Source organism: Methylosinus trichosporium OB3b, from assembly GCF_002752655.1.
Classification (GTDB): domain Bacteria; phylum Pseudomonadota; class Alphaproteobacteria; order Rhizobiales; family Beijerinckiaceae; genus Methylosinus; species Methylosinus trichosporium.
Genome location: NZ_CP023737.1, coordinates 3,059,015 through 3,081,989, shown reverse-complemented (window position 1 = coordinate 3,081,989; position 22,975 = coordinate 3,059,015). Strand labels below are relative to the sequence as shown.

The following is a 22,975-nucleotide window of genomic DNA, read 5'->3' as shown; positions in this document are numbered from 1 at the left end:
CAGCATGCGGGAGGTCACCGAAAAGTCGCCGCCGCAGGCCTGACATCGCCAGCGCCGATGCGCGCCGCGCCGGCAATCGTAGCAGACCGTGCAGCCGCAGTCCGGGCATACGGGCTTGCCATCGGTCGCCGGCCAGCGCAGCCGCACGAAAACATTCGCCGCGCCTGGGTCGGACATGCGCATGACTTGCCGATACTGAGAGATCGAGCGGCGGGTGACAGGAGAAAATGCTGAGCCATAGCGCCTTCGCCTGAGAGAACATAACAGGAACACTCTCGGCGAGATGGCGACCGCTGTCAAGCGGTGGTGGCGGTTGCCACATAAGATCGGAAAAACTGTACTGCGATTGCCTCTGGCTGTCCTCCAACATATCTTGTCTAGATTCAGCAATGACGCCAAATCGCTGCTCCCGCAAAATTGACGCCGTCAAGGTAGCGCGATCGCCGCTGCCGTACAGCTCGGGAGCAATGACTATGGTGGATGCAATCTTTTCAGACCGACAAAGAGTGGCGCTACTCTGGCTGACGACAGCGCTCGGCGGGTTGATTTACGCCGAGATCGTCTCGGTGTCTTATCTCAACGCCTATGTCAGGGGAAAAGGAGCTATGGAGGCCGAGACCTTCGACGGCCCCGCCCTGTGGGCGCTCAGCATCGCCTATGCGATTTGGATTGTGCCGGCGTTGCTCGCGGTGATCGGCCGCGGCGCTATCGCCAATTGGACGATCCTCGTCGTCGGCAGGTTTCTCGTGCTGACCAACACGCTCGACAGCATCGGCGACGGGATACGTGACGGCGGTCACATCACCGCGACTGGACTGATCGCGATCACCTTGCCCGGCCTATTCGCCTTGCTGGCGTCCTGGCGGCTGCTGCGCAACTCGGGGGCCTGAAGCCCTATCTAGGCCCGCTTCTGCCGATTCAGCAGATAGCGCCCCGGCGGCTTGCCCAGCGCTTTGCGGAACATGGTGACAAAGCTGCTGGCGCTCTCATATCCGAGATCGAGCGCGATCGTCTGGACAGCCTCTCCGGCGGTCAGGCGCTGGATGGCGAGTATCACGTGCAGCTGCCGGCGCCAGCGGCCGAAGCTCATGCCGATTTCGTCCTTCAACATGCGGCTCAGGCTGCGCTCGCTGAGAGCAATGCGCGACGCCCATTCCGCGAGCGTGGCGCAATCCGCCGGGTCGGAGAGCAATAGCTCCGCGAGCTTCTTCAGCCGCGGGTCGGCGGGGACCGGAAATCGGAGGTCCTCGACCGGAGACGCGGCGAGCTCATCGAGGAGAACCGACACGAGACGACCGTCACGGCCTTCGACCGAATAGGCTTCCGGCAGCTCCGTGGCCCGAATGAGCAATTGCCGCAGCAGGCTCGACACGGCGATCGTGCAGCATTCGAGCGGAAGATTTTCGGCCGCTCGGGGATCGATGAAGATGCAACAGCACTCGACGTCGCTGGAGCCGAAAACGGTGTGCGGAAGCCCACCGGGAATCCACACGGCGCATTGTGGCGGCACGATCCAGACGCCGTCATCGACCTCGCAATTGATGATGCCGCGAACGGTGTAGAGCAGCTGCGCTTTCTCGTGATGATGCTGTTGCGACATTTCCCATCGCTCGAGGTTGCCCACGAAGCTCAAGGCGACGAGAGCGCGAGGAACACTGTCGACATGCGCAGGCGGCACGCTTCCGACGTCGAGACGCATGAAAAGCCTCTTTTGGTTGATCGGTCATGGCCGGATCAGAGCATATAAAAGCGGACTTGCGCAATATCGCCGTGATGCCGATAGCCTGTTCAGCGAGAACGAGCACGGCGCAGAGATCAATCTCGGAGCGCTGTCTCACCGAGGCGCTCGGCGCGTCGCGTTCTGGCCGGATTGGAATATATTGTTGCATCCTTGCGCAATGACGCCGTTCCTTTGAAGCCTTACCTTGTTCGCCGTGATGGACCGGGACTGAGCGAGCGCTCGGGTCCTCTTGGTAGGAGCCACCCTCATGAACTTGGACACGACCCAATTTCCGCTGGTCTGGATGCAGGACGCGCCTGAGGAGCCGCATGACGACGACGGCGCTTTCGCTCTCTTGGAAGAGCTGCTGCAGCGTGGCGAGCCCATCGTGCTGTTGACCGAAATAGGCGAGCGTTCGCTCGATCATGAGCACACCCAGGACGAGAAGAAGAGAACAGCGCTCTGGATGAAGAAGCACCGGCAGGAGCTGAAGCTGGTGAGAGCGATGGTCGCGATCGAACCCAGCACGGCGAAGCGGCTGGCGATGAAGTCGTTCTCGATCATGTTCGAGAAATTCTGGGGCTATCCGATGCTGATGGCGAGCAGCCGGGAAGAGGCTCTGAAGATCGCTCGGAGGCTGGTCAGCGAAACCGAGCCGGGATCATTTGTGACGACCGATGGAACAGCTTGAGCGCAGTATCGAAGCTGCTGTGCCCGAGCGTCGCAGATCTCGATCTAGTCAAGTCCGGGCCGCGGCTGCGCCTGGGCGGGGCTCCATGCGCGACCGCCGCGCATCCTCGAAGCGCCCGGATCCGCGCGCGTCCAGTCTTCCCGACGCGCGCCGACGGGCCGCCCCGCCTAGCGCCGTCTGCGCGCTCGACGCCAAAATGCCGAGGCAAAGCTTTGAACATACGGAGCCTCACGCAGTTTGCAATTAATATAAACTATTGAGTTTGCGATATCTTTATACTCGGAGTAGTCCTTCTTCGACGCAAGTCTTCGGCGCCCTCGGAGTCCCTTCGATCACTCTGCTCGGCCGCCGCCGAGCTGCTGAGAGAAGGATGCAAACGTGCCGCTGGTCGACTGCACGAGCGATTTCGATCCCGACCCGATCGCCGGTCCGATTATCGTCGCAGGATTTGAAGCGCCGGCGGCGAGCTGGAGTCGACCGGTTCACGAGCATCGCAAAGGTCAGCTGGTCTATGCGGCGCGCGGTGTCGTCACCTGCGAAACCGGTAGCGGCGTTTTTGTGATTCCGGCGCATAGCGCGCTCTGGATTCCGGCAGGCGTGTCCCATTCGGGCGGCGGCAGTGGCGGCGCCGAATGCTATTGTCTGTTCGTGGAGCGCGAGTGGGCGCAGAAGATGCCGAGCGCCTGCTGCAGCGTCGATGTCTGCGCTCTGTTCGAGGAATTGCTCCGCCATGCCGCTCGGCAGTCGCTGGCGCTGAAGGACAGCGGCGTCGAAAGACGGCTGGCGGAGGTGATCATCGACGAGTTGACGACAGCTCCGACCGATTATGTGAGCTTGCCGATGCCGGTCGACCCGCGGCTCCGGCGCATCGCCGAGGCTCTCGTCTCGAATCCTTCCGACAAGGCGACAGCGACGCAATGGGCGTCTCGCGTCGGAGTCGGGGAACGGACGCTTTGCCGGCTGCTGCATCGGGAGACGGGCATGAGCTTCGGTCGCTGGCGCCGTCAACTGCATGTCCTCATTGGTCTGCGTCGGCTGCGCGCCGGGCAGACGGTCGACACCGTCGCCTTCGAGCTCGGCTATGAGAGCGCCAGCGGCTTTACGGCGATGTTTCGGAAGACCGTCGGCAAGCCTCCGGTGCGCTATCTCACGGATGGCTACGGAGCCGTCGCGCACACGTCTTGATCATCGCGGCGCTCTGAATCCGGCGATATCCGGCGCGCGTGCGCCTGTTCGGCGCGCCGCGAATGCTTTGCGCCGACAGGGCGACAAGCCGGCCGCCGCCCGCCGAAACTGCGACGCAGCGCTACAGCAGATAGTGGAAATTGGCGGACGCGCTCGACGCCGGGCCGGTCGTCGTGTCGTCAATGACGACGTCATCGCATCTCTTTTCGAACGAGGCGCTGCCTCGCCAACCAATGGTCCCGCGATCAGCTGCGGCCCTCGACGCTGGGTGCGCTGCATCATCCGATCCATTTCGAAGCCGATGCGCCGCCGTGTCGGCGCCGTCTCAGAAGACCGCTGTTGGTCGAATGACGATGTTCTCCCGAGTCCGTTTTGCGAAATGAATTGTCGTTGCGGTGCAATGCAGCGTGAGCATCGCGCCGATAGCTTGACGGGATCGGCTCGGAAACCTGTCGAGACTATCGGATCGCTGATGTCGCGCGGCTGTCGCCGTATCCGCGCTCGGCGCTTCGCTCGCAGACTTTGTGGCGGCACAAGCTCAGTGGCATCGGAATCGCTACCTCAACGCCTCGGAAAAATGGTGCGCATCGCTCTCGCAGAGGCTTTCGGAGTGCGACGCGGGCCCAAGACCGCTGCGGCCGAGGCCGCATTCGCGCCGCCGCGGATCGTGTTTCGACGACGCTACGCGAATGTCGTCGAGCTGAAGCGCCGTTTCGGCGACGATCCCGGAGAAGCCTCGAGAGCAATTCGCATCGCAGCCGCCGACGGCATCCCGGCGGCGCAGACGGTGTGGGGGCAGTTGTTGCTCGACGGCGAACTCGTCGTCCGCGATCCGGTCGCCGCATTCCGCGCTTTCTCGATCGCCGCGGACCGAGGCGATCTCGAGGCGCTGAACATGCTCGGCCGCTGCCACGAGCATGGCTGGGGCGTCCCTGCAGACCAGGACCGCGCGGCCGATTGCTTTCGACGAGCAGCGGCGCGCGGACATGTTTGGGCGAAGGTCAATCTCGCCCAGATCCTGATGCGTCGGGGCCTTATCGAGGACCGCATGCGCTGTTATGAATTGTTTCGCAGTGCGGTCGCCGCCGGCAATCTGAAGGCCAAGAATTCACTCGCCCGCTTCCTCGAAGAAGGCTGGATCGGCGAGCGCGACCCCGCCGGCGCGGCCCGTCTCTATCGCGAGGCGGCGGAGGAAGGCGATCACTGGGCGCAATTCAATCTCGCGACGATGCTATTGTCGCAGAATGCGCACGCCGAGGCGCTCGAATGGCTGACGCGCGCCGTCGCCGTCAGCGACAACGGCTTTCGTCGACGCGTGGCGCCCATGCTGCTGGCGCAAAGCCGGCCGGCCGTCCGCAACCTCGGCCTCGACGCGCTCGCGCGCTGTGCCGCAGCCGGCGATCCCCGCGACATCGAGGCTTACCGAGCAGCGCTGGCGGCCCGGTCGTCGGACGGTCTTCATCTCCACCTAGGCGCTCGGTCGAATCCTGCGCAGACCGCCGGCGCGTCGATGGCGTCGACGCTCGAGCGCGGCGCTTCGTTCGACCAGCGCTCGACGTTTTCGGGAACTTGGGAAAGGGACGACACATGAGGCAAGCACAGACTTTACGACAACTTGCTTCCGGCATGAAGGTCTCGGCGGGGGTCGCGCTCGCATTCACAGCGCTGCGCGCCGATGAGGCCGAGGCGCAGGAGGCGTTGCCGACGATCGACATCGGCGCCAGTCCGACGCAGACGATCGACGTCGACGCCAGCTCGGCCTCCGCCAACACGCTGCGATCCTCCACCGGAATCGATCGTCTTCCCGGACCGGTTCAGAGCATTCCACAATCCATCACGGTCATCCCGCAGACCGTCATTCATGAACAGCAGGCGACGACGGTCAGCCAGATCCTTCAATACGTGCCCGGCGTCACAGTCGCGACAGGCGAAGGCGGTGGCGGCATCACCGGCGATCAATTCCGTATCCGCGGCTTCGACGCGTCAGGCGATGTCTATGTCGACGGCCTGCGCGATTTCGGCTCCTACATTCGTGACAGCTTCGCCACCGAGAGCATCGCCGTGCTCAAAGGACCGTCCTCACAGACCTTCGGCAATGGCACGACAGGCGGCGCGATCGCGCTCGAAAGCAAGAAAGCGCATCTTGGAAACGAGTACTCGTTCGAAGCGATCGGCGGCTCGGGCCCCTATGGTCGCGCCGTGCTCGACGTCAATCGCCAGATCGACGAAACAACGGCGGCGCGGATCGTCGCCATGGGCAACAAGCAGGATATCGTCGATCGCGACCACGTGTATTCGAACCGCTGGGGCGTTCTCGGCTCGCTCGGCTTCGGGCTCGGCTCCGAGCACAGCGTCATCGTAAACTATTTTCACCAGCACAGCTCAGCCCGCCCTGATTTCGGTGTCCCCATAGTGAGCAATGGGACGGCGGTCGGCGAGCCCGTCACGGAATATGGCGTGCCGCGCTCCAATTTTTTCGGTCGCCAGAGCGATCACGACGTGATGGACGCCGACGTCGCGAGCGTCCTCTACAAGGGCGAATTCGGCAATTGGCTGACCATCACCAACAATGCGCGTTTTGGAAATTACACGCGCAATCTCAGGATGACGCCCGTCAAGTGCTCACAGGGCAATTTCCCGATTACCGCAGCCAGCACTTGCGCCGTCGACGTGCTCGCAGGCAACCTCGACACCGCCTACGAGATCTGGCCGTTCGCCGGCACGAAGCAGACCAGCTACGGAGGCGAAAATGTCACCACCGCGATCCTGCGGTTCGATACCGGAGGCTTCCGGCACCAGCTCATCGCAGGCGTCGACGTGTACGTCCAGCGCGCGAGCACTGACTTCTACGCGCCCAGCGGACCGGAGCCCGCCGGTACGCTGCTGACCCCGATCTATCAGAACTCGCCGGGATTTTCGGTTGTCGTGTCTGCTGGCCGGGGCGCCGCGACGCGGAGCTGGGATGTCGGCCCCTTCATCAGCGACAGAATATGGATCACTCCCCAAATATCCGTTCTGGGCGGAGTGCGCTGGGATCATTATCACGTCCAGGGCGTGACAGCCGGGACGCCGGTGCGAACCACCACGGAGTTCGCCAGCCCCAAGGCCTCCTTGATCTGGGAGCCGACGTCGCAGCAAACTTATTATTTCAGTTTCGCGCGGTCGTTCACGCCCCGCGGCAACAATATCACCTCGCTCAGTTCCCCTCTTGGTCTTTCCCAGTTCGGCACGCTGGCGAATCTGCAGCCCGAATCTGACGACACGCTCGAAATCGGCGGCAAATGGAGCTTGCTGGATGACCGCCTCGGGGCGACCGCGGCGCTCTTTCGCGTCGACAAGGACAACGCCACCTACACAGATCCGACGTCAGGCCTAAAGTCGACCACAGACGACAAGGTGCGGGTGCAGGGGATCGAGGCGGGGCTCACGGGAAATGTCACGGACGCCTGGAACGTGCAGGCGTCCTACACCTATCTGGACGGCAAGATTCGTTCGTCTTCGATCAACGCCTTCAATCCGGCGCCCACCGACGGCAACAGGATGCCCTATGTCTCGCGGCACGGCGCTTCTCTGTGGACGAGCTATGACGTCGCGCCCCTGATCCGCGGGCTTCCTGAAGCCCGAAATCTTCCCGGTCGGCTTCTCGTCGGCGGCGGCCTCAACTATCGTTCCGACTACTATGTCGATAACGCCAACCGGCTGCGCATTCCTGCGGTGACCACGGTCGATGCGATGATATCCTACGATTTCGACCGACTTCATTTCGCGGTGAATGTAACCAACCTCACAAACCAGCTCGCGTACAACTCGGCATTCGGCAGCGGCTACGCCACTCCCGTTTCGGGACGTGCGGTCACGGCCACCGCCGGCGTCAAGTTCTGATACGGCGCGCGGGTCGAGGCCTATGGGCTCGTCACAGCGGAGCGCCGCAGCCTCCGCCGTTTGGCGGGGGCTGCGAAACAAGCATGATAGGCAACATATGTTGATCCAGATTCCCGACGTGCTCACCGCCGACGAAATTGCGAAGGTGAGAGGCGTGATCGAGGCCGCCACTTGGATCGACGGCAAGGTTACGGCGGGCCAGCAGGCAGCGCAGGCAAAATGGAATCTGCAAATTCCAGAAGACTCCGCTGCCGCCCGAGAGGCCGGCGAGGTGATCCTGCGCGCGCTCGGACGCAACTCCGTCTTCAACAGCGCGGCTCTGCCGCTGCGAGTCCTGCCGCCGCTGTTCAATCGCTACGACATGGGCATGAAGTTCGACGTTCATGTCGATGGCGCCATTCGCGCCATCCCGGGCGCCGGGATGCGCATGCGCGCCGACATTTCCTCGACGCTGTTCCTGACGCCGCCGGAGGACTATGATGGCGGCGAGCTGGTGATCGAGGATGTCTACGGCAGTCAGGAGGTCAAACTGCCGGCGGGGCACATGGTCGTCTACCCGGCGACCAGTCTGCACAGGGTCAATGCGATCACGCGTGGCAGCCGTTGGTCGTCGTTCTTCTGGACCCAGTCCATGGTGAAGGACGATGGACGCCGGACGCTCCTCTACGATCTGGACAGGGGCATCATGGAAATGCGCCATCTCCTGCAGGGAGAAGCGCATGCGACCGTCGCTCTGACGAGCGTCTATCACAATCTCCTGCGGCATTGGGCGGAGCTGTAAGCCGCCGCGCATTCGTCCGCAGTGAGGATCGACGCGAGCGTCGCAACGCCGGCCTCGATCGCCGCGCCCCTTCCACTGCAGCTTCTGGTACCTCGCGCGGAGAGGAGAACCAGCCGCCCCGCCGGCGTCGCCTCGGCGCGCTGCGCGGCGAATTTCCATGCCGGGGTCCGTGGCCGATCAATGGCCGGTTTCAAATATAACCAGGCATGCTTGCGCAATGACGCCATGACGCAACTCCGCTATGAACTCGATCTGCATTTGCAAGGTCAATCCCGGGCAAGGAGTCGATATGACGGATTCGTTGAGCGCCACGCCAGATTCGGAAGCGCCCGGCCGGCTGACGGCGCTGCTGGTGAGACTGCTGTTCCGGCAGGCGACGGTCTCGAAGGTGGAGACGTTGTCAGAGCATTTCCGGCGGATCACTTTCGTCGGCGACGCGCTGAAATCTGTCGCCTGGGCGCCCGGCGCGAAAATCCAGATCAGCGTTGGCGGAGGCGCGAACCGCACCTACACGCCCATCAACTGGGACAGTGTCGCGGGCCAGACCCAGATTCTCGTCTTCACGCATGGCGACGGTCCCGGCTCGGCCTGGGCGTCGACGGTGCAGGAGGGCGAGGCGTGCGCGTTCTTCGGGCCGCGGCGCTCGCTCGATCTCGAGCGCGTCGGAGACGACCTGGGCCTCCTGTTCGGCGATGAAACCACTTTCGGCTCGGCGCTGGCGTTCGCCTCGAGTTATGGCCCGGAGGGCGCCCCCATCTTGCTGTTCGAGGTCTCTTCGGTGGCGGAGTCGGAGCGGGTCTGGCGGAGTTGCAGCCCGCTGCGCGCCACCTTCATTCCCCGCGCCGCCGGAGAAACGCATCTGAACGCCGTCGCAGCCGAATTGCGGACGATCATCTCCGACTGGGCGCCTGATGCCTACATCTTGTCGGGTAAGGCCTCCTCGATCCGCCGGGTCCGCGGCATCCTCGAGGAACATGCCATCGCGAGGGCGCAGACCAGCGTGAAAGCCTATTGGGCGGCGGGAAAGAAGGGGCTCGACTAAAGCGATCCTACCCCCGGCAGCTCTCCCGCCGCACTCGCTTTCGACGAAATTCAGGGCTCGAGATTGAGAGAGATGTCGCCGCTCTGCTGAGCGGCCGCCATGCCGCGAGAATTCGTGACGTTCTCGAGCAGCGCGGCGTCGTCGTACTCGACGGGCTCCATCTCGATGACGCGCAGCAACACGCCTTCACCAGGACTATTGGCGAGCTGCTGCTTTCGTATCAACAGCGCGCGGAATGAAGCAAAAGCTCCGTCCGCCCAGCGATCCTTGGTAGGGAGCCTGGCGGCTGTGACGGAATAGTCGAAATTGCACGGATGTGTTCGGCACCGCCAACGTCAAAGACGCCTCGTCGGCGGCGATGATATCGACTTCGAGCGCCTCTCCTGGGCGGTCTATGTCAGTGAGAGTTATTCTTCTTTCCACGATAGATGCTCCCAAAACGAATTTTTGAAATTGATCAACGTCAATCGTGCTGCTGATCAGGAAACGTTAGCTCCCGATGGCGCAAGCGCAATGCGTCGCCGCAGCCGGCGCACCGAGAACGCGATCGACTAACTGTCCGTTCGTCGCATTCTCATGTTTTCCAACGCCTCTCGTATCATTTCGTCGACCGCGAAGCGGACATTGCTCTCGAGCGCGTCGAGCCCGTCTCTGCCGATCAGATAGAGAGCGTCGTCGACGTGCGACTCAAGGAAGTAGCGGGAGATGATCGGCTGGTCGAAACCCGCGCCTCTCGATCTCGCTCTGATGCTCGCCATTGCTGCGTCACGCAGCGCGCGAGCGAACTGCTCGCGCGTGCTCAACAAAATCGTCGCCAAAGAGACGGCGTGACCCAGATGCTTCTCACGCATATTCGGACTCTCGGTCGTTTACGGACTCGCCCCCTCTGCCGCGCCGGCGCTTCCCCTCCTCGAACCGGACGCTACCATTTGTAGAGTATACTCCGTAGCTAAATACTCTTCAAGCTGGCTGGTTCTCGTCATGAAAATGCGAGAGACGCTGGCGCGCAATCTGAGGAAATATCGACGGGCACAACGCCTGTCGCAGGAGGAGCTCGGCCATCGGGCGGAGCTCGACCGCACCTATATCAGCTCGATCGAACGCTGCGTCTATTCGGCGACAGTCGACGTGGTCGGTCGCCTCGCCGACGCTCTCGGAATCCCGGCGCTCGAGCTTCTGAGGCCTGCGAGCGAAACTGCGGAAGCGAAATCGTCGTCCACGACATCGACTGAAAGCGCGAGCACGAAGGCGCAGCCCAAGAAAGGCGCGAAGCCGGCTCGCAAAAGTGCGGGGCCGGCGCAAAGACGGCACATTCGGAAGAAGCCGGGTCCATAGCCGAGCGACCATGGACCCGAGCGCGAGGATCACATCGGCGAGACCGCCGCCTCCGGCGACGCCAGCCGGGCGATATCTGCGAGCGCCGAGCGCAGTTCGGGCCAGGGAAATTCGGCATCTGTCGGGCTCGGCTCGCCGAGCTGAATGAGGATAGCGAGCTTGGCCGCGACACCCGGCAGGCTGGCGGCTTTCGTCTTCGGGACCGACGCTACAAAATCGCGCTCCTTGCCGAGAGCGGCTCGAAGTTCGGCGTCGACGGCGTCGAAGCCGAGCGTCGCCGCCGCCTCGTCCCATCGCTTTTGCCGCTCGTCGAATGCCGCGAGCAGCGCTTCTCTCTCGATCGCGGGCTCATTCGCGACCAGCTCCTCGATCTCGTCGACCGATTGAGCGATTTTCGGCTCCTCCTCGCCCGAAATGCGGATCGCGACCTCGGGGATGCCGACCGAGTGAATGAGCTTCTTCTCGATCCGCTGCCACTGGCGCGTCAGCGCGATGACCTCAGTGTGATTGGCTTGCCAATTCCGCCAAAGCTGCAGCGCAGGGTCGGACGGCGCCCCTCCAGTCGTCTTCCCGGACGGCAAGACGCCGGTTCCTCGCAAAATGGCTCGCCAGCTAACGGCGGGCGGAGTCGTGCTATCTTCAGAATCAGCCATGATCCAGGCTCCTCAGAAGCGTGGGTTGTGGTCAGGCCGGGCGGGATGTTGGTAGCATCCCGTTCGGCCGCTGCTCATGAAATTGCAGCCGGGAAAAGGTAAGCCGGCTAGAACATTTTAGCAACGCATATTGGAAAACGCGGGCCTCCATATCTTTGCGCCGCAGAGCGGTCGGGCTGTTCGGGACGGCGCATCGATTGAGGAGGAATCGGGTCCGTTCGCCGAAAAACCTATAGCTTGCAAAGCGATAGCCGCTCGATAGGCGGCCTTTAAAAGGCCATTTATTTTCAATGAAGTAGGAAGCATTAGAACGGCCGATGGCGGCCCTGTCGCCGGCATATCCGATTCTGGAAATCAGCTTGTGAAACCGGGCTTTTCAGGTGAATTCGGAGCTTCGAGATCTGAAATGGGCTCTTGTCGCCTCGCGGCATCGAAGCCTCCGGCAAGCGGCGGAGACGCTGAACACGCGTCAATCCACCCTCAGCCGTCGATTGCACGATCTCGAATGTGAGCTCGGCGTGGATTTGTTCGAGCGCACGACCGGCGGAACGAAGCTCACCCCGGTCGGTCGGGAATTTTTGGATTTGGCGCGGCCCCTCGTCGACGAAGCGGACCGCCTCTTCCTCACTTTCAAAACGCGACGCAATGGCGGACGCAGGCCATTGCGAATTGGGATCTGCTCGTCGCTCTCAGCGGGCAATCTGCGGGAGACGCTCGCGGAGTTGCGCCGCCAGATCGCGGATGCGGATATTCTCTTGGTCGATGGCGCCAAGGAGGGATTGCTCGGCGAGCTCGTCGCCGGCGCGATCGACGTCGCCATATTGACCTCCGGCGGCGGAAGGTGGAACGACCGCGTTCTGCCGCTCTGGGGCGAACGGGTCGTCGTCGCCGTTCCGGAACATCACCCGCTCAACAATCGGCCAGCGATCAAATGGCGGGAGCTTTGCGACAATCGGATATTGCTGACGCGGAGCGGCGTCGATTCCGAGCTCGAGCAATTGCTGAGCGTGAAGGCCGGCGGCTCGGATTCTTTGCGTATCAGCTATCAGGATGTGAGCCTCGACAGGCTGCTGAGCCTCGTCGGCGCCGGCTATGGCGTCGCGCCGCTGCTCGAAGGCGCCGTCGGCTTCGTCTGCCCCGGAGTGGCCCATCGCGAGCTGCATGGCGACTGTGGGCAAATGCGGCTTCAGTTCGCGGCCTATTGGAAAGAGACGAACGGCAGTCCGATGCTGCAACCATTTCTCGATCTGTTGCGCGCCCGCTATCCCGACCTTTCGGTTTCCGCGACATCGGATTGAGGTTTCGTACGCGTTCGAGTCTTCGCGAAGGCTCTGTCGGTCGCGATGAAGCGCTGAAGCATGGGTACGATCAGCTTGAGTGGATCGGCGATGTTTTGCCCATTGGCTCTGCCGAGCGCGTCCGCATAGGCGGTGAGATCGCGATGCAGAGACGCGGGAATCTCGACGGTGATTTTGACAGGCTTGTCGTCGGCGAGCGGACCGAGCTTCAATTTCGTCACGGCGCCGTTCCTTCCTTGTATGGAGCCAATAGAAGATCCCGCGTCACCAGCACACGGACGGGGAAACCCGGCCGGATGGTGAGAGTGGGCTGGACATTGAGCTGGCGTTGAATGAGCAATTGCCCGGTCTGGCTCGCGCTGTTGGAGCCGCCGCGGCGGATCGCCTGGATGAGGCTGTTCTCGCTGTTCGTCGTTCCGGCTTCGGCGCCGACGCTGAAAAAAGTCGAGAGCGCGGCTCCCTTGAGCAGCATGTCCCAATGATCGTCGACCTCGTCCTCGAGGCCGGCATAGCCCGCCGCATCGGCGCCGGGCTGCCGCTCCAGCACGATCGAGGTTCCATTGGGCATGATGAGCCGTGTCCAGGCGAGGAGCACGCGCCTTTGGCCATAGGCAACGGAACTGTCATATTGGCCGATGAGCTTCGCGCCCTGGGGGATGAGCAGAAATTTCCCCGTGGGACTGTCGTAGACCGCCTCGGTCACTTGGGCGGTGATCTGTCCGGGCAGATCGGAGCGGAGGCCGGTGATGAGCGCGGCCGGGATGACAGTGCCGGCCTGGACGATGTAGGGCGACGCAGGCTTGGTGAGCCGATCGGGACTGACAGTGCGGCGATCGGTGGAAGCAGTCAGAAAAGCGGTCTTGCGATCCTGCATGTTCTGGGCAGAGCCGGCGTCGACAGAAGACGGCGCCGCGACGCCGGCGTCGGCCGCGGAAATCGTGGTCGGAGCGATCGGCGTGATCGGCCTCTCGCGCTCACTCGTCTGAGCAAAGAGCCGGCTCACGCGCGCAGCCTCACCTTCCTGCGCGCGGCGCTGCGCTTCGGGATCGGAAGCCGATGCGCCGACGATCGTCGTATTGGCGGCCACGCCAGCATTCAGAATGGGCCGGCCGAGATCGCCCGGCAGAGGCGGTCCGAGCGGCGGCGCCGGGCGCGGCAATCCGGTATAGTCCTTGGGCAGATTCGCGAGGCCGTCGGCGGCGGGACGATTTTGCGTGTTGTAGAGTTCCTGGGTCGCGCCGGTCCTGTCGCGAGGCTGCAGAGCGTAGCCGAGCGCGCTGGCAATCGCGAGGGCGACGACGCCCGCCATGCCGATCAGCACCTTGCGCGATAGCCGCGTCACGCGCGGACGTTCGCCTCGCAGGCGAAGGTCCGGCGTGACCGGCGGCGACGCGGCGAACCGCTCGTCATTCGAGTTCGACGTCATGACCGAGGCCTTCCGTCGGTGCGGACGATGCGCACGCGCCGTTCGCTGTCCGCATCGCCGAGGCGCAGTTCTGCGGCGGCGAAGAGGCGATCGACGATGTAGTAATTGCGGCTGACACGATAATTGACCAGCTCCGAGCCGCCGGCCGGACCGATGACAAAGAGCGGCGGCGTCTCGCCCTGGCGAATGCCGGTCGGGAATTCGATATAGACCTTCGATCCGTCGTCGAAGGCGCGCAGCGGCCGCCAGGCGGGAGTGTCGCCCTGGATCGCGTAGCGGAAGTTCAGCGCGGAGACGTCGACCCCGGTTGCGATCGGCACAGCGGACTCCGCAATGGCGTTCTGACGGCGCAGAGCGATGAGCTGGTCTTCCGGGTATTGCCAGGAGACCGAGGCCATATAGGTCTTCTCGGTCGATCGCAGCTCGAGCAGATAGGTGCGCCGATCTGTGTTGACGACGAGATTGGTGACGAGGTCCCGCCGCGTCGGCTTGACGAGGATGTGAATTTTTTTGGTCGCGCCCGCGCCGCTCTCCGTGTCGCCGATGATCCAGCGGACCGTGTCGCCGGCGGCAACCGGTCCGGAGCCGACGAGCTGCTCGCCCTCCTGCAAGGCGACGTCAGTGATCTGTCCTGGCGCGGCATAGACCTGATAGAGCGCGCCGCCCGAGAAGGGATAGACCTGCACGGCATTGATGAATCCGTCGCGTATAGGCTGCACGCGGGCGGCGGCGTTGGCCTGATTGACGCGCACGGCCGGATCGGCAGGCTCGGGCGGCGCCTTGCCGCCATGCAGCGGTTTCAATTGCCCAGGCAAGGGAAGCGGCTTGGCGAGGGTGACGATTTTCACCGGCGCGGGCGGATCGGCGGAGAGCCGCGCCGGCGCGGCGTCATCATAATCGATATCCGGCGGAATGAATTTCGCGCATCCGGCGAGCGAAGGCGCGGAGATGAGGAGAATCGCAAAGCCGGCTTTACGGAAAGACGCGTTTCCTTCTTTCCGAAAGCGCATGTTCACGGCAATGCGCAGAGCCGGATCGCCGGCATTCAGGAAATTCGGCCGGGTCATTGTCCGAGCTCCTTGGACCAGTTGATGGCGTTGACGTAGACGCCAAGAGGATTCTTTCGGAGGCGATCGGCATCGGTCGGCGGCTGGATTATGATCGTGAGGATCGCCGTCCATCGCGTGGTGTCGGCGAGCGTGCCGTCCTGATAGCGGCGCTCGATCCAGGCGACGCGGAACGAGTCGGTCGAGGCGCGGATGACGCTGGAGACGTCGACTGCGATCTGCTGCTTGCCGAGCTTGGCGAATGGATCATTGGCGCGGGCGTAATCGTTGAGCGCGGCGGCGCCGGCCGTCGTCGTGAAGTCATAGGCCTGCAGCCAGCTCTGTCGGACGACGACCGGGTCGGCGGGCGCGGCGCGCACGTCCTTGATGAAGCGGGCGAGATACCAGGCGATTTGCGGATCGGACGGCGTGTAATCGGCGGTCGCCGGCGCGATGGCGCGCGCCTCGCCGAGCCGATCGATTTCCACGACCCAGGGGACGACGGTCCCATGGGTCGACTGCCAGACGAGACCGGCCGCGAGGCCGCTGGACAAGAGCAAAGAGCCGAAAGCCATCAGCCGCCAGTTCTTCGCCTGGACGCGTGCGGAGCCGATGCGCTCGTCCCAGACTTGCGCGGCTCGCTGATAGGGCGTTTCCGGTTCTGGCGTGCGCCCATAGCGCACCGAGGCGCGTCGGAACATGGTCTATTCCTCTTGTGAGAGATCGACGGAATGGCCGCCGCCGTGGCTGTCGCCGGACTGAATGACATGCGCGGCGGTCGTCGCGCCGTGGCTTGCGAGCTGATTGCGCTTCATGCGCCGCGCCCAGGCGGGCGGCGCATTCCCGGGCGGAGCGCTGATTGCTCCGTCACCACCTGCGCCTGTGGTCGCCGAGCCGCCGGTCGCCGTGAAGGCGGCGCGGGCGCCGGCGGAATAGTTCTCGGCCAAGGAATTCGTCGCGCGAGCGGCCGCGCGCCGGAAGGGAGCCGCTGCGACGGCGCCCGCCGCCTTGCCGACGCCGGCGAGCCCTGCGGCGACAGCCGAAGGCCCGGACTCCCCGGCCGAGCCGAGCGCATAGGCCGACGCCGCTCCGCCGGCGAGCCTCGCGCCGCCGCGCGCGGTGGCGGCGGCTCCCGAGGCGGCGGCCGTTGCTCCCCTTCCGGCGAGGCCGAGCGCCGCGCCTCCGAGCATTCCTGCGCCTGCGACGGCGACGCCGGTTCCGACCGCTGCGCCGGCGCCGAGCTGCGGCGCGCCGGAGACGAGGCCGGTGGCGATGCCGGGACCGAATATGCCGAGACCGAGCATGGCGAGCGCGGCGAGCACGACGGAGAGCGTCTGCTCGATCGTCGGCTGCTCGCCGCCGTAGCTCGTCGTGAATTGTGAGAAGAGACCCGAGCCGACGCCGACGATGACGGCGAGCGTCATCACCTTCACGCCCGACGCCACGATATTGCCGAGCACCTTCTCGGCGAGAAAGGCGGTCTTGTTGAAGAGCGCGAAGGGAATGAGCACGAAGCCGGCGAGCGTCGTCAGCTTGAACTCGATCAGCGTAACGAAGAGCTGCACGGAGAGAATGAAGAAGGCGATGATGATCAGCAGCCAGGAAATTATCAGCACGGCGATCTGAACGAAATTGGCGAAGAAGGACGCAAAGCCCATCATCTGACTCGCCGCGTCGATCAGTGGCTGGCCGGCGTCGAGACCGACCTGGGCGAGACGGCCGGGCCGCAGGAAATCGGCGGTCGACACCGAAGAGCCACCGGCCTCGAGGCCGACGCCAGCGAAACTATTGAAGACGATTCCCGAGAGCTTGTTGAAGTTGGTGATCAGGAAAGCGAAGAAGCCGATGTAGAGCGTCTTCCTCACGAGCCTCTGGATCACGTCCTCGTCGGCGCCCCAGGCCCAGAACAGGCCGGCGAGCGTGATGTCGATCGCGATCAGCGTGGAGGAGAGATAGGCGACCTCGCCCTTCAGCAGGCCGAAGCCGGAATCGATATAGGTGGTGAAAGTGTTGAGGAATGTATCGATGACGCCGACATTGTTCATGGCGCGGCGCCTTTCGATTTGGAGGGGGACGTAGAGGAAACGGCCGGCGCGGCCGTGGGAGGCGTCGGCCGCGCCGGCCTGCCGAAGAAGCGGCGGCGGTTCTCCGTCCAGACCGCCTCACAGCGCTCGTCTTCGGCATCCTGGAGACCGAGCGCGCTGCATCGGCGCAGCTCGGCGGAAAGATCGTCCGGATCGATGGCGAAGGCCGTGCTGGCGTCACGAATGATCGGCGGCGCATCGAGCGCAGAGAGCGTCGCGACCAATGTGGCGATCAGAATGAGGATCGCGCCGGCGCGCCATACGTCCCATCGTTCCATGGCCGCGCCTCAATTGCCATGGAACATGGTGACATTGCCCGGCTGATAGCCGGAGCGCGTCGAAAAGCGCCGGTATTGCTCCCGTCCTTGCGACTCCGTCGCCGTGATGCGCGATTGCTCGAGCGCATCGGCGCGGCTCTTCGCCGCGACCACGGCGACGAGATCGGAGAGTTGCTGCGATTGCAGAGCGAGCAACTGATTGCCGGCCTGGGCCGCTTGCAGCGTATCCCTACGCCGTGGGCCGCCTTTTCAAAATCGATGGAATAGAGCGAAGCTGCGCAGCTAAGTCGGCTTTATGAGCGAGGCAAGCTGCACAGCATGGGTCGGATGACATTGATCACGGGCGGCGAACGACGGCGCCGATGGAGAAACGAAGACCGGACGCGGATATTGGCGGCGATCGCCGAGCCGGGCGCGGTGGTCGCCGATGTGGCGCGGCGCGAGGATGTTTGCACGAGCCTCGTCTACAAATGGCGGCGCGCGGCGCAGCGGGAGGCGAGCGCCGCTGTGTGCGGATTTTCGCCGGTGATCATCGAGCCCGCTCCGCGAGTGGCGACGTCACAGGAACAGCCGCTGCAAGAATCCGCGGCCGGCGTCGTCGAAGTCGAGCTGAACGACGTGCGTGTGAAGATCAGCGCCACGGCGCCGTCTTCCGTGATCGCTGCGACCTTGAAGGCGCTGCGCTCATGATTCCCTTGCCTGCGGGTTGCCGGGTCTGGATCGCCACCGGCCATACGGATATGCGACGCGGCATGCAGGGCCTGGCGCTTCAGGTTCAAGAGCAGTTGCAACGCGATCCTCACGCCGGTGACCTCTACATTTTCCGCGGGCGCCGCGGCGATCTCGCAAAAATCCTCTGGCACGACGGGCTCGGCCTGTCGTTATACGCCAAGCGGCTCGACCGTGGAAAGTTCATCTGGCCCTCGGCGAGCGCGGGCGCGGTGTCGATTTCGGCCGCCCAGATGGCCTATATGCTCGAGGGAATTGATTGGCGAAATCCGCAATCGACATGGCGTCCAGCAAGCGCGGGATGAGCGAAAAAGCTGGGGTCGGACGCATTTTGGGGCGCCACAAATCGAAAGATTTGTGATTCACTCGCTATATGGACGCCATCGGCAAAGCCCTGTTGGACGAAAACGCCGCGCTGAGAGCCGAGCTCGCCGTCGCGCGCGCGAAGGCGTCGGAAGACATGGCGCTGATCGCCGCGCAGAAGCTTCAGATCGCCAAGCTGGAGCGCCAGATATACGGGCAGAAATCGGAGCGGTCGGCGCGTCTTCTCGAGCAATTGGCGCTCATGTTCGAAGAGCTGGAAGCGAGCGCGACGGAAGACGAGATCGCCGCGGAACAGGCGGTCGCGAAGACGACGGCGGTCGCCGGCTTCGCGCGCAAACGGCCGGAGCGCAACACCTTCCCGGAACACCTGCCGCGCGAGCGCGTCGTGATCGAGGCGCCGACGAGCTGCGCCTGCTGTGGCGGCCAGCGCCTGCGCAAGCTCGGCGAGGATGTGACGCAGACATTGGAGACGACGCCGCGTCAGTGGAAAGTGATCGAGACCGTGCGGGAAAAGTTCTCCTGCCGGGACTGCGAGAAGATCACGCAGCCGCCGGCGCCATTCCATGTCGTTCCGCGCGGCTGGGCGGGGCCGAGCCTTTTGGCGATGATCGCTTTCGAGAAGTTCGGCCAGCATCAGCCGCTGAACCGTCAGGCGGATCGTTATGCGCTCGAAGGCGCGCCGATCGCTTTGTCGACCATGGCCGATGCGATCGGCTCCATTTGCGCCGCGCTCGAGCCACTGCGCCTTCTCATAGAAGAGCATGTTCTCTCTGCCGAGCGCCTGCATGGCGACGATACGATCGTGCCCGTGCTGGCGAAGGGCAAAACCGACACCGGCCGCTGCTGGGTCTATGTGCGCGACGATGCGCCCTTCGACGGCGCCGGACCGCCCGCTGCGATTTTCTATTACTCGCGTGATCGCAAAGGCGAACATCCGCAGACCCATTTGGCGAACTACTCCGGCATTCTGCAAGCGGACGCCTATGACGGCTACAACAAGCTGTATGCAGCGGAGCGCAAGCCTGGTCCGATTCTCGAAGCGGCGTGTTGGGCGCACGCGCGGCGCCCGTTCTTCGTCATGGCCGACATCGATGCGAACGTCCGTCGCAAGGCGGCGGGGAAAAAGGAGATTCCTTTGTCGCCGATCGCGATAGAGATCGTGCGCCGCATCGATGCGCTGTTCGAGATCGAGAGGTCGATCAACGGCAAGAGCGCGCAAGAACGCCTCGCCGTTCGCCGAGCGTCGAGCCGACCTCTCGTCGACGCGCTCGAGAGCTATATGCGCGAACAGGTCGCCAAGCTCTCGCGTGGACATGATCTTGCCAAAGCGATGCAATATATGCTGAAGCGATGGCCGGCCTTCACGCTGTTCCTCGACGACGGGCGCGTTTGCGTCTCGAACAATGCAGCCGAGCGTGGACTGCGGGGAATTGCTCTGGGACGAAAATCATGGCAGTTCTGCGGGTCTGACCGTGGAGGCGAGCGCGCCGCCGCTATGTATGGGCTCATCGTCACAGCGAAGATGAACGGCGTCGATCCGCAGGCCTGGCTCGCCGACGTCCTCGCGCGCATCGCCGCGCATCCGGCGCATCGGCTCGATGAATTGCTGCCGTGGAACTGGCGCCAGAAGGATAAAGCTGCGCCGGCGCTGGCGGCCTGACCATGCACGTCAACAAGGTCTCTCACGTCACGACCATCGATCGTATCGCTGCGCAGCTCAGCGAAAGCGTCGACTTCCTCCATGACGTCGCCAATGAAATGGAGCCCGAGGATGGCGTGATCTGGGTCTATGGCCTCGGCGACCTCGAGATCCTGGCATTCACCGACTTCGGCATCGAAAACCTCGTCGAACTCATCAAAATCCACAAAGAGATGAAGTTGCCTCGAGAGCGCTGACGCGACGGTCCTGCGGCCCACGGCGAATGCTTACGGCTCTGCAGAAGCCCGCGACGTGAAATATCCTCGGCCAGCTCCTCGACTGAGACGCCGGCCTTCACCTTCCGCACATTGGCCTGCGAGAGGGTCAGCTTGTTGAAGGGGATATCCTGCGACTGGTTCAGGACGATTTTTGCTTGGGCAGTTGTCATAAGAGGTCTCCATGACGGGCCAGCCGAAAGACTCTCTCTCGACCTTCAACCCTGTCATCGTGGCCCCTTCCTCCTCTAACTCTTCAGTCGACGACGCCATACGTCGGCAAACGTCGGACGCTTGTCGCTTCACCCACGCTTCAACAAGCCGCGCGCCGACGACTTCGGCAGCTGCGGGCACAGTGCCCGGCGCGGCTCATGTGTTGACCGGAATCTCCACGACCGGTCGCAGAGCTTCCAGTTGCTTGGCGTATTTGCGGACGACTCTATCGTAAAGATCGCCGAGATGTTTGGCATGAACACTCACGACCAGCGCGTAAGGCAAGGCTTCCTTGGGCGCAAAGTCACGGCCTGCCTGACGGGCGTTATAATGTATGTCGAGTACCGGGTTCCGCAGGGTCTTGCCCATGAAGGTCACGCTGGTGTGAAGGCAGTTTTCCCATTTCCACGCGTCGCGCCGCAGCTCGTCCTCCATCAGCCCGCTTTGCGTCTTGCCGAAAAAGCCTTTGCTATCCGGATGCGCCTGCTTGGGGTCCTTGCGCTTCTGGTCATGGGGCCTGAAGGTCGGCTCAAGGCCGGCGCGCGTGTAGTTCCCCGGATGATGCGGATCGACCCCGGTCGGGTAGCAGAGCGTTGCGGTGATCGTGACCTTGCCTGGAATGGTGCCGGACGGCACCGGGATTGGCGCACGGATGTAGCGCGCGGGCGCAATGATGCCTTGATAGACGACGCGCACCGTGTCGTCGTCACAGAGAACAATCTCGTCCAGAGAACGGGCGACGCGGCCACGGCCAACGTCTTCGCAGGGAAAGTCCGACGGCTCTGTCGTGTGAACCAGCAGCGCGCGAATGGCAAGGATACCGAGGTTCGTGCCGAAATGCGCCCGCACGCCCGCGCCAAGTCGCATCACCGACGGCGCGGAAAAAGACGTGCCCTCGGTTGCTTCCAGCGCCAGCTCTCTGCCGTCATGCACGACGATGAAGGGACGTTGAAGATTTCCGCCGAACTCCACGAAGTCAGGCTTGACAACACCGGGACTGCGGCCCGGGCCAACGGAGCTGTAGACGCAACGCTGCCACGGCGTCTCGTAATTGTCGCAGGCACCGACCGCGAGCGCGTTGACGCAATCGGAAGGAACCTGGATGCGATTGAGTCCGTCCTTCGCTGGGCGGCTTCCGTTATTGCCGACGGCGATGGTCGCAAGCGTGTCGCCGTGCGACAGGCGATCATCCAGCACTGCCGTCCAAGCGTGAACGTCGTCGTCCTCGACGGGGGGATATGGGCCGATGCTGAGGTTGATGAAATCATACTTCTTATTCACCAGTACGCTGTCGATGCGGCCAAGGACTTCATAGAGCTCGTGCGGATCCTGGCCCGGCATCGTGTCGAGAACGCGGTAATGATCCACCGGCGCATAGGGACGGCCGAGCGGCTTAGATGGATCAATGTGTCCGAAGAGAAACGCCGAGGTCACGCCGACGCCGTGCTTTTGAAATTCGTCCCATGCAGCCCCAATACCAGGTGGATCAATCGGCTTCGCCCACTTCGTCACCGGATGGCCCTTGGGAAGACCACCGTCGAAAATGGCGACGCGGATGCTTGGATCAACGGGACCTTTCGTCGAAAGCTCAATCGTCTCCATCGGAACACGCGATGAACGAAAGCTCGGGCGCAGGATACGCAGCATCGGCATCTGCCGCACGGCGCGGACGGGCGTGAAGGTCGCGATACGCTCGACCGCCTCCACAGGCGCTTCAAGCTCAACGAAGGATAGGCCACCGGCATCGAAGCGGCGGCCGAGCGGCTGCTCGAGCCCAATCTTTTTCAGATATTCCTGAAATTGCGTGACGACACCCTTCACGCCGCCGCTGCTGTGCAGGACAACCTCGAAGACAACCTTCCCTGTTTTTGGCACGCGGCCCTTGACCTTATCGCGCGCCGTCGGCGCTGATATCTGCTCAATGGACGGCAAGTCTTTGGCGCCAACAGCGTCCTCGGCGAAGTTGACCAGCTGCGAGCGCCAGGCGCGAAACGCAGACCGTGGCCCCATGACGAACAATTCCGTCGTGATCGCCTCCTCGGGTTCGCGGCCTTTCGATCGCTTCTCCGGCGTGATGCGGCGAGGCCGGCTTCCGACCGGCTCCAGCCCGACCGCCTCAAGGAGTTTTTCAGGGAAGTAGGATTTGGCGATGTATTCCGGGTTGAGCGTTACCGCCGCGACGGCGGCATCATTCGGGCAGGCTTCCGGCGGCAGGTGATCAATCCCGCGCACGACGCGGGCTAGCATCGGCACAATTCGGTCTTTGGCTTCCGCGAAAGTGTAGGGGTGGCTTTTGGGCGCGCCGCCGCGCACGCCCGCGACGTCTTCAACGAGGCGTTCGCCCTTGCCGAGCAGGAAGTTCCGCTTCGCCATC

24 protein-coding genes and 2 pseudogenes are annotated in these 22,975 nt (G+C 63.4%); 15 read left to right on the top strand and 11 right to left on the bottom strand.

What is annotated here, in order from left to right; all coding sequences use genetic code 11:
• Positions 1 to 90: 90 nt before the first annotated feature.
• A pseudogene (locus CQW49_RS25615) lies at positions 91 to 177 on the bottom strand (hypothetical protein); the annotation flags it as partial.
• Positions 178 to 473: 296 nt separating this feature from the next.
• Here CQW49_RS25615 and CQW49_RS14755 point away from each other — a divergent pair.
• Positions 474 to 890 carry a hypothetical protein gene (locus CQW49_RS14755; protein WP_003614944.1) on the top strand — a complete coding sequence of 139 codons (417 nt, stop codon included), beginning with the start codon at positions 474 to 476 and terminating at the stop codon, positions 888 to 890.
• Between the two features lie 8 nt (positions 891 to 898).
• Here the strand turns inward: CQW49_RS14755 and CQW49_RS14750 are convergent, their stop codons facing one another.
• Complete coding sequence (locus CQW49_RS14750; RefSeq protein ID WP_003614943.1) at positions 899 to 1,699, bottom strand: AraC family transcriptional regulator; 801 nt, start codon at positions 1,697 to 1,699, stop codon at positions 899 to 901.
• A gap of 289 nt (positions 1,700 to 1,988) precedes the next feature.
• Between CQW49_RS14750 and CQW49_RS14740 the strand changes: the two genes are divergently transcribed.
• The 9 genes from CQW49_RS14740 (at position 1,989) to CQW49_RS14695 (ending at position 10,636) form a co-directional block, all read left to right on the top strand.
• Positions 1,989 to 2,411 carry a hypothetical protein gene (locus CQW49_RS14740; protein WP_003614942.1) on the top strand — a complete coding sequence of 141 codons (423 nt, stop codon included), beginning with the start codon at positions 1,989 to 1,991 and terminating at the stop codon, positions 2,409 to 2,411.
• A 378-nt stretch (positions 2,412 to 2,789) separates the two neighbouring features.
• Positions 2,790 to 3,596: an AraC family transcriptional regulator gene (locus CQW49_RS14735; RefSeq protein ID WP_003614941.1), complete on the top strand. Its 807-nt coding sequence runs from the start codon at positions 2,790 to 2,792 to the stop codon at positions 3,594 to 3,596.
• 610 nt (positions 3,597 to 4,206) lie between these two features.
• Positions 4,207 to 5,187, top strand: a complete 981-nt coding sequence (locus tag CQW49_RS24655; protein ID WP_157926086.1) for a tetratricopeptide repeat protein — start codon at positions 4,207 to 4,209, stop codon at positions 5,185 to 5,187.
• The gene (locus CQW49_RS14725; RefSeq protein ID WP_003614939.1) at positions 5,184 to 7,478 is read left to right on the top strand and encodes a TonB-dependent receptor; all 2,295 of its coding nucleotides are present in this window, start codon (positions 5,184 to 5,186) and stop codon (positions 7,476 to 7,478) included. Before CQW49_RS24655 ends, CQW49_RS14725 begins: the two co-directional genes overlap by 4 nt.
• A 97-nt stretch (positions 7,479 to 7,575) precedes the next feature.
• A complete protein-coding gene (locus tag CQW49_RS14720) occupies positions 7,576 to 8,259 on the top strand; it encodes a Fe2+-dependent dioxygenase (protein ID WP_003614938.1) in 684 nt (227 codons plus the stop codon).
• Between the two features lie 241 nt (positions 8,260 to 8,500).
• Complete coding sequence (locus CQW49_RS14715; protein ID WP_051418684.1) at positions 8,501 to 9,301, top strand: siderophore-interacting protein; 801 nt, start codon at positions 8,501 to 8,503, stop codon at positions 9,299 to 9,301.
• Positions 9,271 to 9,540: a TauD/TfdA family dioxygenase gene (locus tag CQW49_RS24205; protein WP_115840145.1), complete on the top strand. Its 270-nt coding sequence runs from the start codon at positions 9,271 to 9,273 to the stop codon at positions 9,538 to 9,540. Before CQW49_RS14715 ends, CQW49_RS24205 begins: the two co-directional genes overlap by 31 nt.
• A gap of 466 nt (positions 9,541 to 10,006) precedes the next feature.
• On the top strand, positions 10,007 to 10,132 hold the full coding sequence (locus CQW49_RS26105; protein WP_274541223.1) for a hypothetical protein: 126 nt from the start codon (positions 10,007 to 10,009) through the stop codon (positions 10,130 to 10,132).
• A 150-nt stretch (positions 10,133 to 10,282) separates the two neighbouring features.
• Positions 10,283 to 10,636, top strand: coding sequence for a helix-turn-helix domain-containing protein (locus CQW49_RS14695; RefSeq protein ID WP_024749636.1), 354 nt, complete (start codon positions 10,283 to 10,285; stop codon positions 10,634 to 10,636).
• Between the two features lie 29 nt (positions 10,637 to 10,665).
• On the opposite strand, the gene CQW49_RS14690 is transcribed toward CQW49_RS14695, so the two are convergent.
• A complete protein-coding gene (locus tag CQW49_RS14690) occupies positions 10,666 to 11,289 on the bottom strand; it encodes a hypothetical protein (RefSeq protein ID WP_003614935.1) in 624 nt (207 codons plus the stop codon).
• Between the two features lie 380 nt (positions 11,290 to 11,669).
• On the opposite strand from CQW49_RS14690, the gene CQW49_RS14685 reads away from it, so the two are divergent.
• Positions 11,670 to 12,587: a LysR family transcriptional regulator gene (locus CQW49_RS14685; RefSeq protein WP_040566420.1), complete on the top strand. Its 918-nt coding sequence runs from the start codon at positions 11,670 to 11,672 to the stop codon at positions 12,585 to 12,587.
• On the opposite strand, the gene CQW49_RS14680 is transcribed toward CQW49_RS14685, so the two are convergent.
• From CQW49_RS14680 to CQW49_RS14650, 7 genes and pseudogenes are all read right to left on the bottom strand, one after another.
• Positions 12,551 to 12,808 (bottom strand): DUF2274 domain-containing protein, encoded by a 258-nt coding sequence (locus CQW49_RS14680; protein ID WP_003614933.1) that lies wholly within the window; start codon positions 12,806 to 12,808, stop codon positions 12,551 to 12,553. The two genes, CQW49_RS14685 and CQW49_RS14680, sit on opposite strands and share 37 nt — an antisense overlap.
• Positions 12,805 to 14,013, bottom strand: a complete 1,209-nt coding sequence (locus tag CQW49_RS14675) for a TraB/TrbI/VirB10 family type IV secretion system protein (RefSeq protein ID WP_003614932.1) — start codon at positions 14,011 to 14,013, stop codon at positions 12,805 to 12,807. The genes CQW49_RS14680 and CQW49_RS14675 overlap by 4 nt, the downstream gene beginning before the upstream one ends.
• Entirely contained in the window at positions 14,010 to 15,080 is a 1,071-nt protein-coding gene (trbG, locus tag CQW49_RS14670; RefSeq protein WP_003614931.1) for a P-type conjugative transfer protein TrbG, read from the bottom strand. Before trbG ends, CQW49_RS14675 begins: the two co-directional genes overlap by 4 nt.
• Positions 15,077 to 15,760 (bottom strand): conjugal transfer protein TrbF, encoded by a 684-nt coding sequence (trbF, locus tag CQW49_RS14665; RefSeq protein WP_003614930.1) that lies wholly within the window; start codon positions 15,758 to 15,760, stop codon positions 15,077 to 15,079. Before trbF ends, trbG begins: the two co-directional genes overlap by 4 nt.
• 3 nt (positions 15,761 to 15,763) lie before the next feature.
• Positions 15,764 to 17,104 carry a P-type conjugative transfer protein TrbL gene (trbL, locus tag CQW49_RS14660; RefSeq protein ID WP_065083637.1) on the bottom strand — a complete coding sequence of 447 codons (1,341 nt, stop codon included), beginning with the start codon at positions 17,102 to 17,104 and terminating at the stop codon, positions 15,764 to 15,766.
• Complete coding sequence (gene trbK-alt, locus CQW49_RS14655) at positions 17,101 to 17,421, bottom strand: putative entry exclusion protein TrbK-alt (RefSeq protein WP_003616419.1); 321 nt, start codon at positions 17,419 to 17,421, stop codon at positions 17,101 to 17,103. Before trbK-alt ends, trbL begins: the two co-directional genes overlap by 4 nt.
• A 9-nt stretch (positions 17,422 to 17,430) precedes the next feature.
• A pseudogene (locus tag CQW49_RS14650) lies at positions 17,431 to 17,643 on the bottom strand (P-type conjugative transfer protein TrbJ); the annotation flags it as partial.
• Positions 17,644 to 17,748: 105 nt separating this feature from the next.
• Here CQW49_RS14650 and tnpA point away from each other — a divergent pair.
• From tnpA to CQW49_RS14630, 4 genes are all read left to right on the top strand, one after another.
• Complete coding sequence (gene tnpA, locus CQW49_RS14645; RefSeq protein WP_051418692.1) at positions 17,749 to 18,111, top strand: IS66-like element accessory protein TnpA; 363 nt, start codon at positions 17,749 to 17,751, stop codon at positions 18,109 to 18,111.
• Complete coding sequence (gene tnpB / locus CQW49_RS14640) at positions 18,108 to 18,455, top strand: IS66 family insertion sequence element accessory protein TnpB (protein ID WP_024749862.1); 348 nt, start codon at positions 18,108 to 18,110, stop codon at positions 18,453 to 18,455. The genes tnpA and tnpB overlap by 4 nt, the downstream gene beginning before the upstream one ends.
• A gap of 68 nt (positions 18,456 to 18,523) precedes the next feature.
• Complete coding sequence (gene tnpC / locus CQW49_RS14635) at positions 18,524 to 20,134, top strand: IS66 family transposase (RefSeq protein WP_003616133.1); 1,611 nt, start codon at positions 18,524 to 18,526, stop codon at positions 20,132 to 20,134.
• Between the two features lie 2 nt (positions 20,135 to 20,136).
• Positions 20,137 to 20,370 carry a hypothetical protein gene (locus tag CQW49_RS14630; protein WP_003616132.1) on the top strand — a complete coding sequence of 78 codons (234 nt, stop codon included), beginning with the start codon at positions 20,137 to 20,139 and terminating at the stop codon, positions 20,368 to 20,370.
• A gap of 387 nt (positions 20,371 to 20,757) precedes the next feature.
• Here the strand turns inward: CQW49_RS14630 and CQW49_RS14620 are convergent, their stop codons facing one another.
• Positions 20,758 to 22,974 carry a S8 family peptidase gene (locus CQW49_RS14620; protein WP_003615456.1) on the bottom strand — a complete coding sequence of 739 codons (2,217 nt, stop codon included), beginning with the start codon at positions 22,972 to 22,974 and terminating at the stop codon, positions 20,758 to 20,760.
• Between the last annotated feature and the right edge of the window lies 1 nt (position 22,975).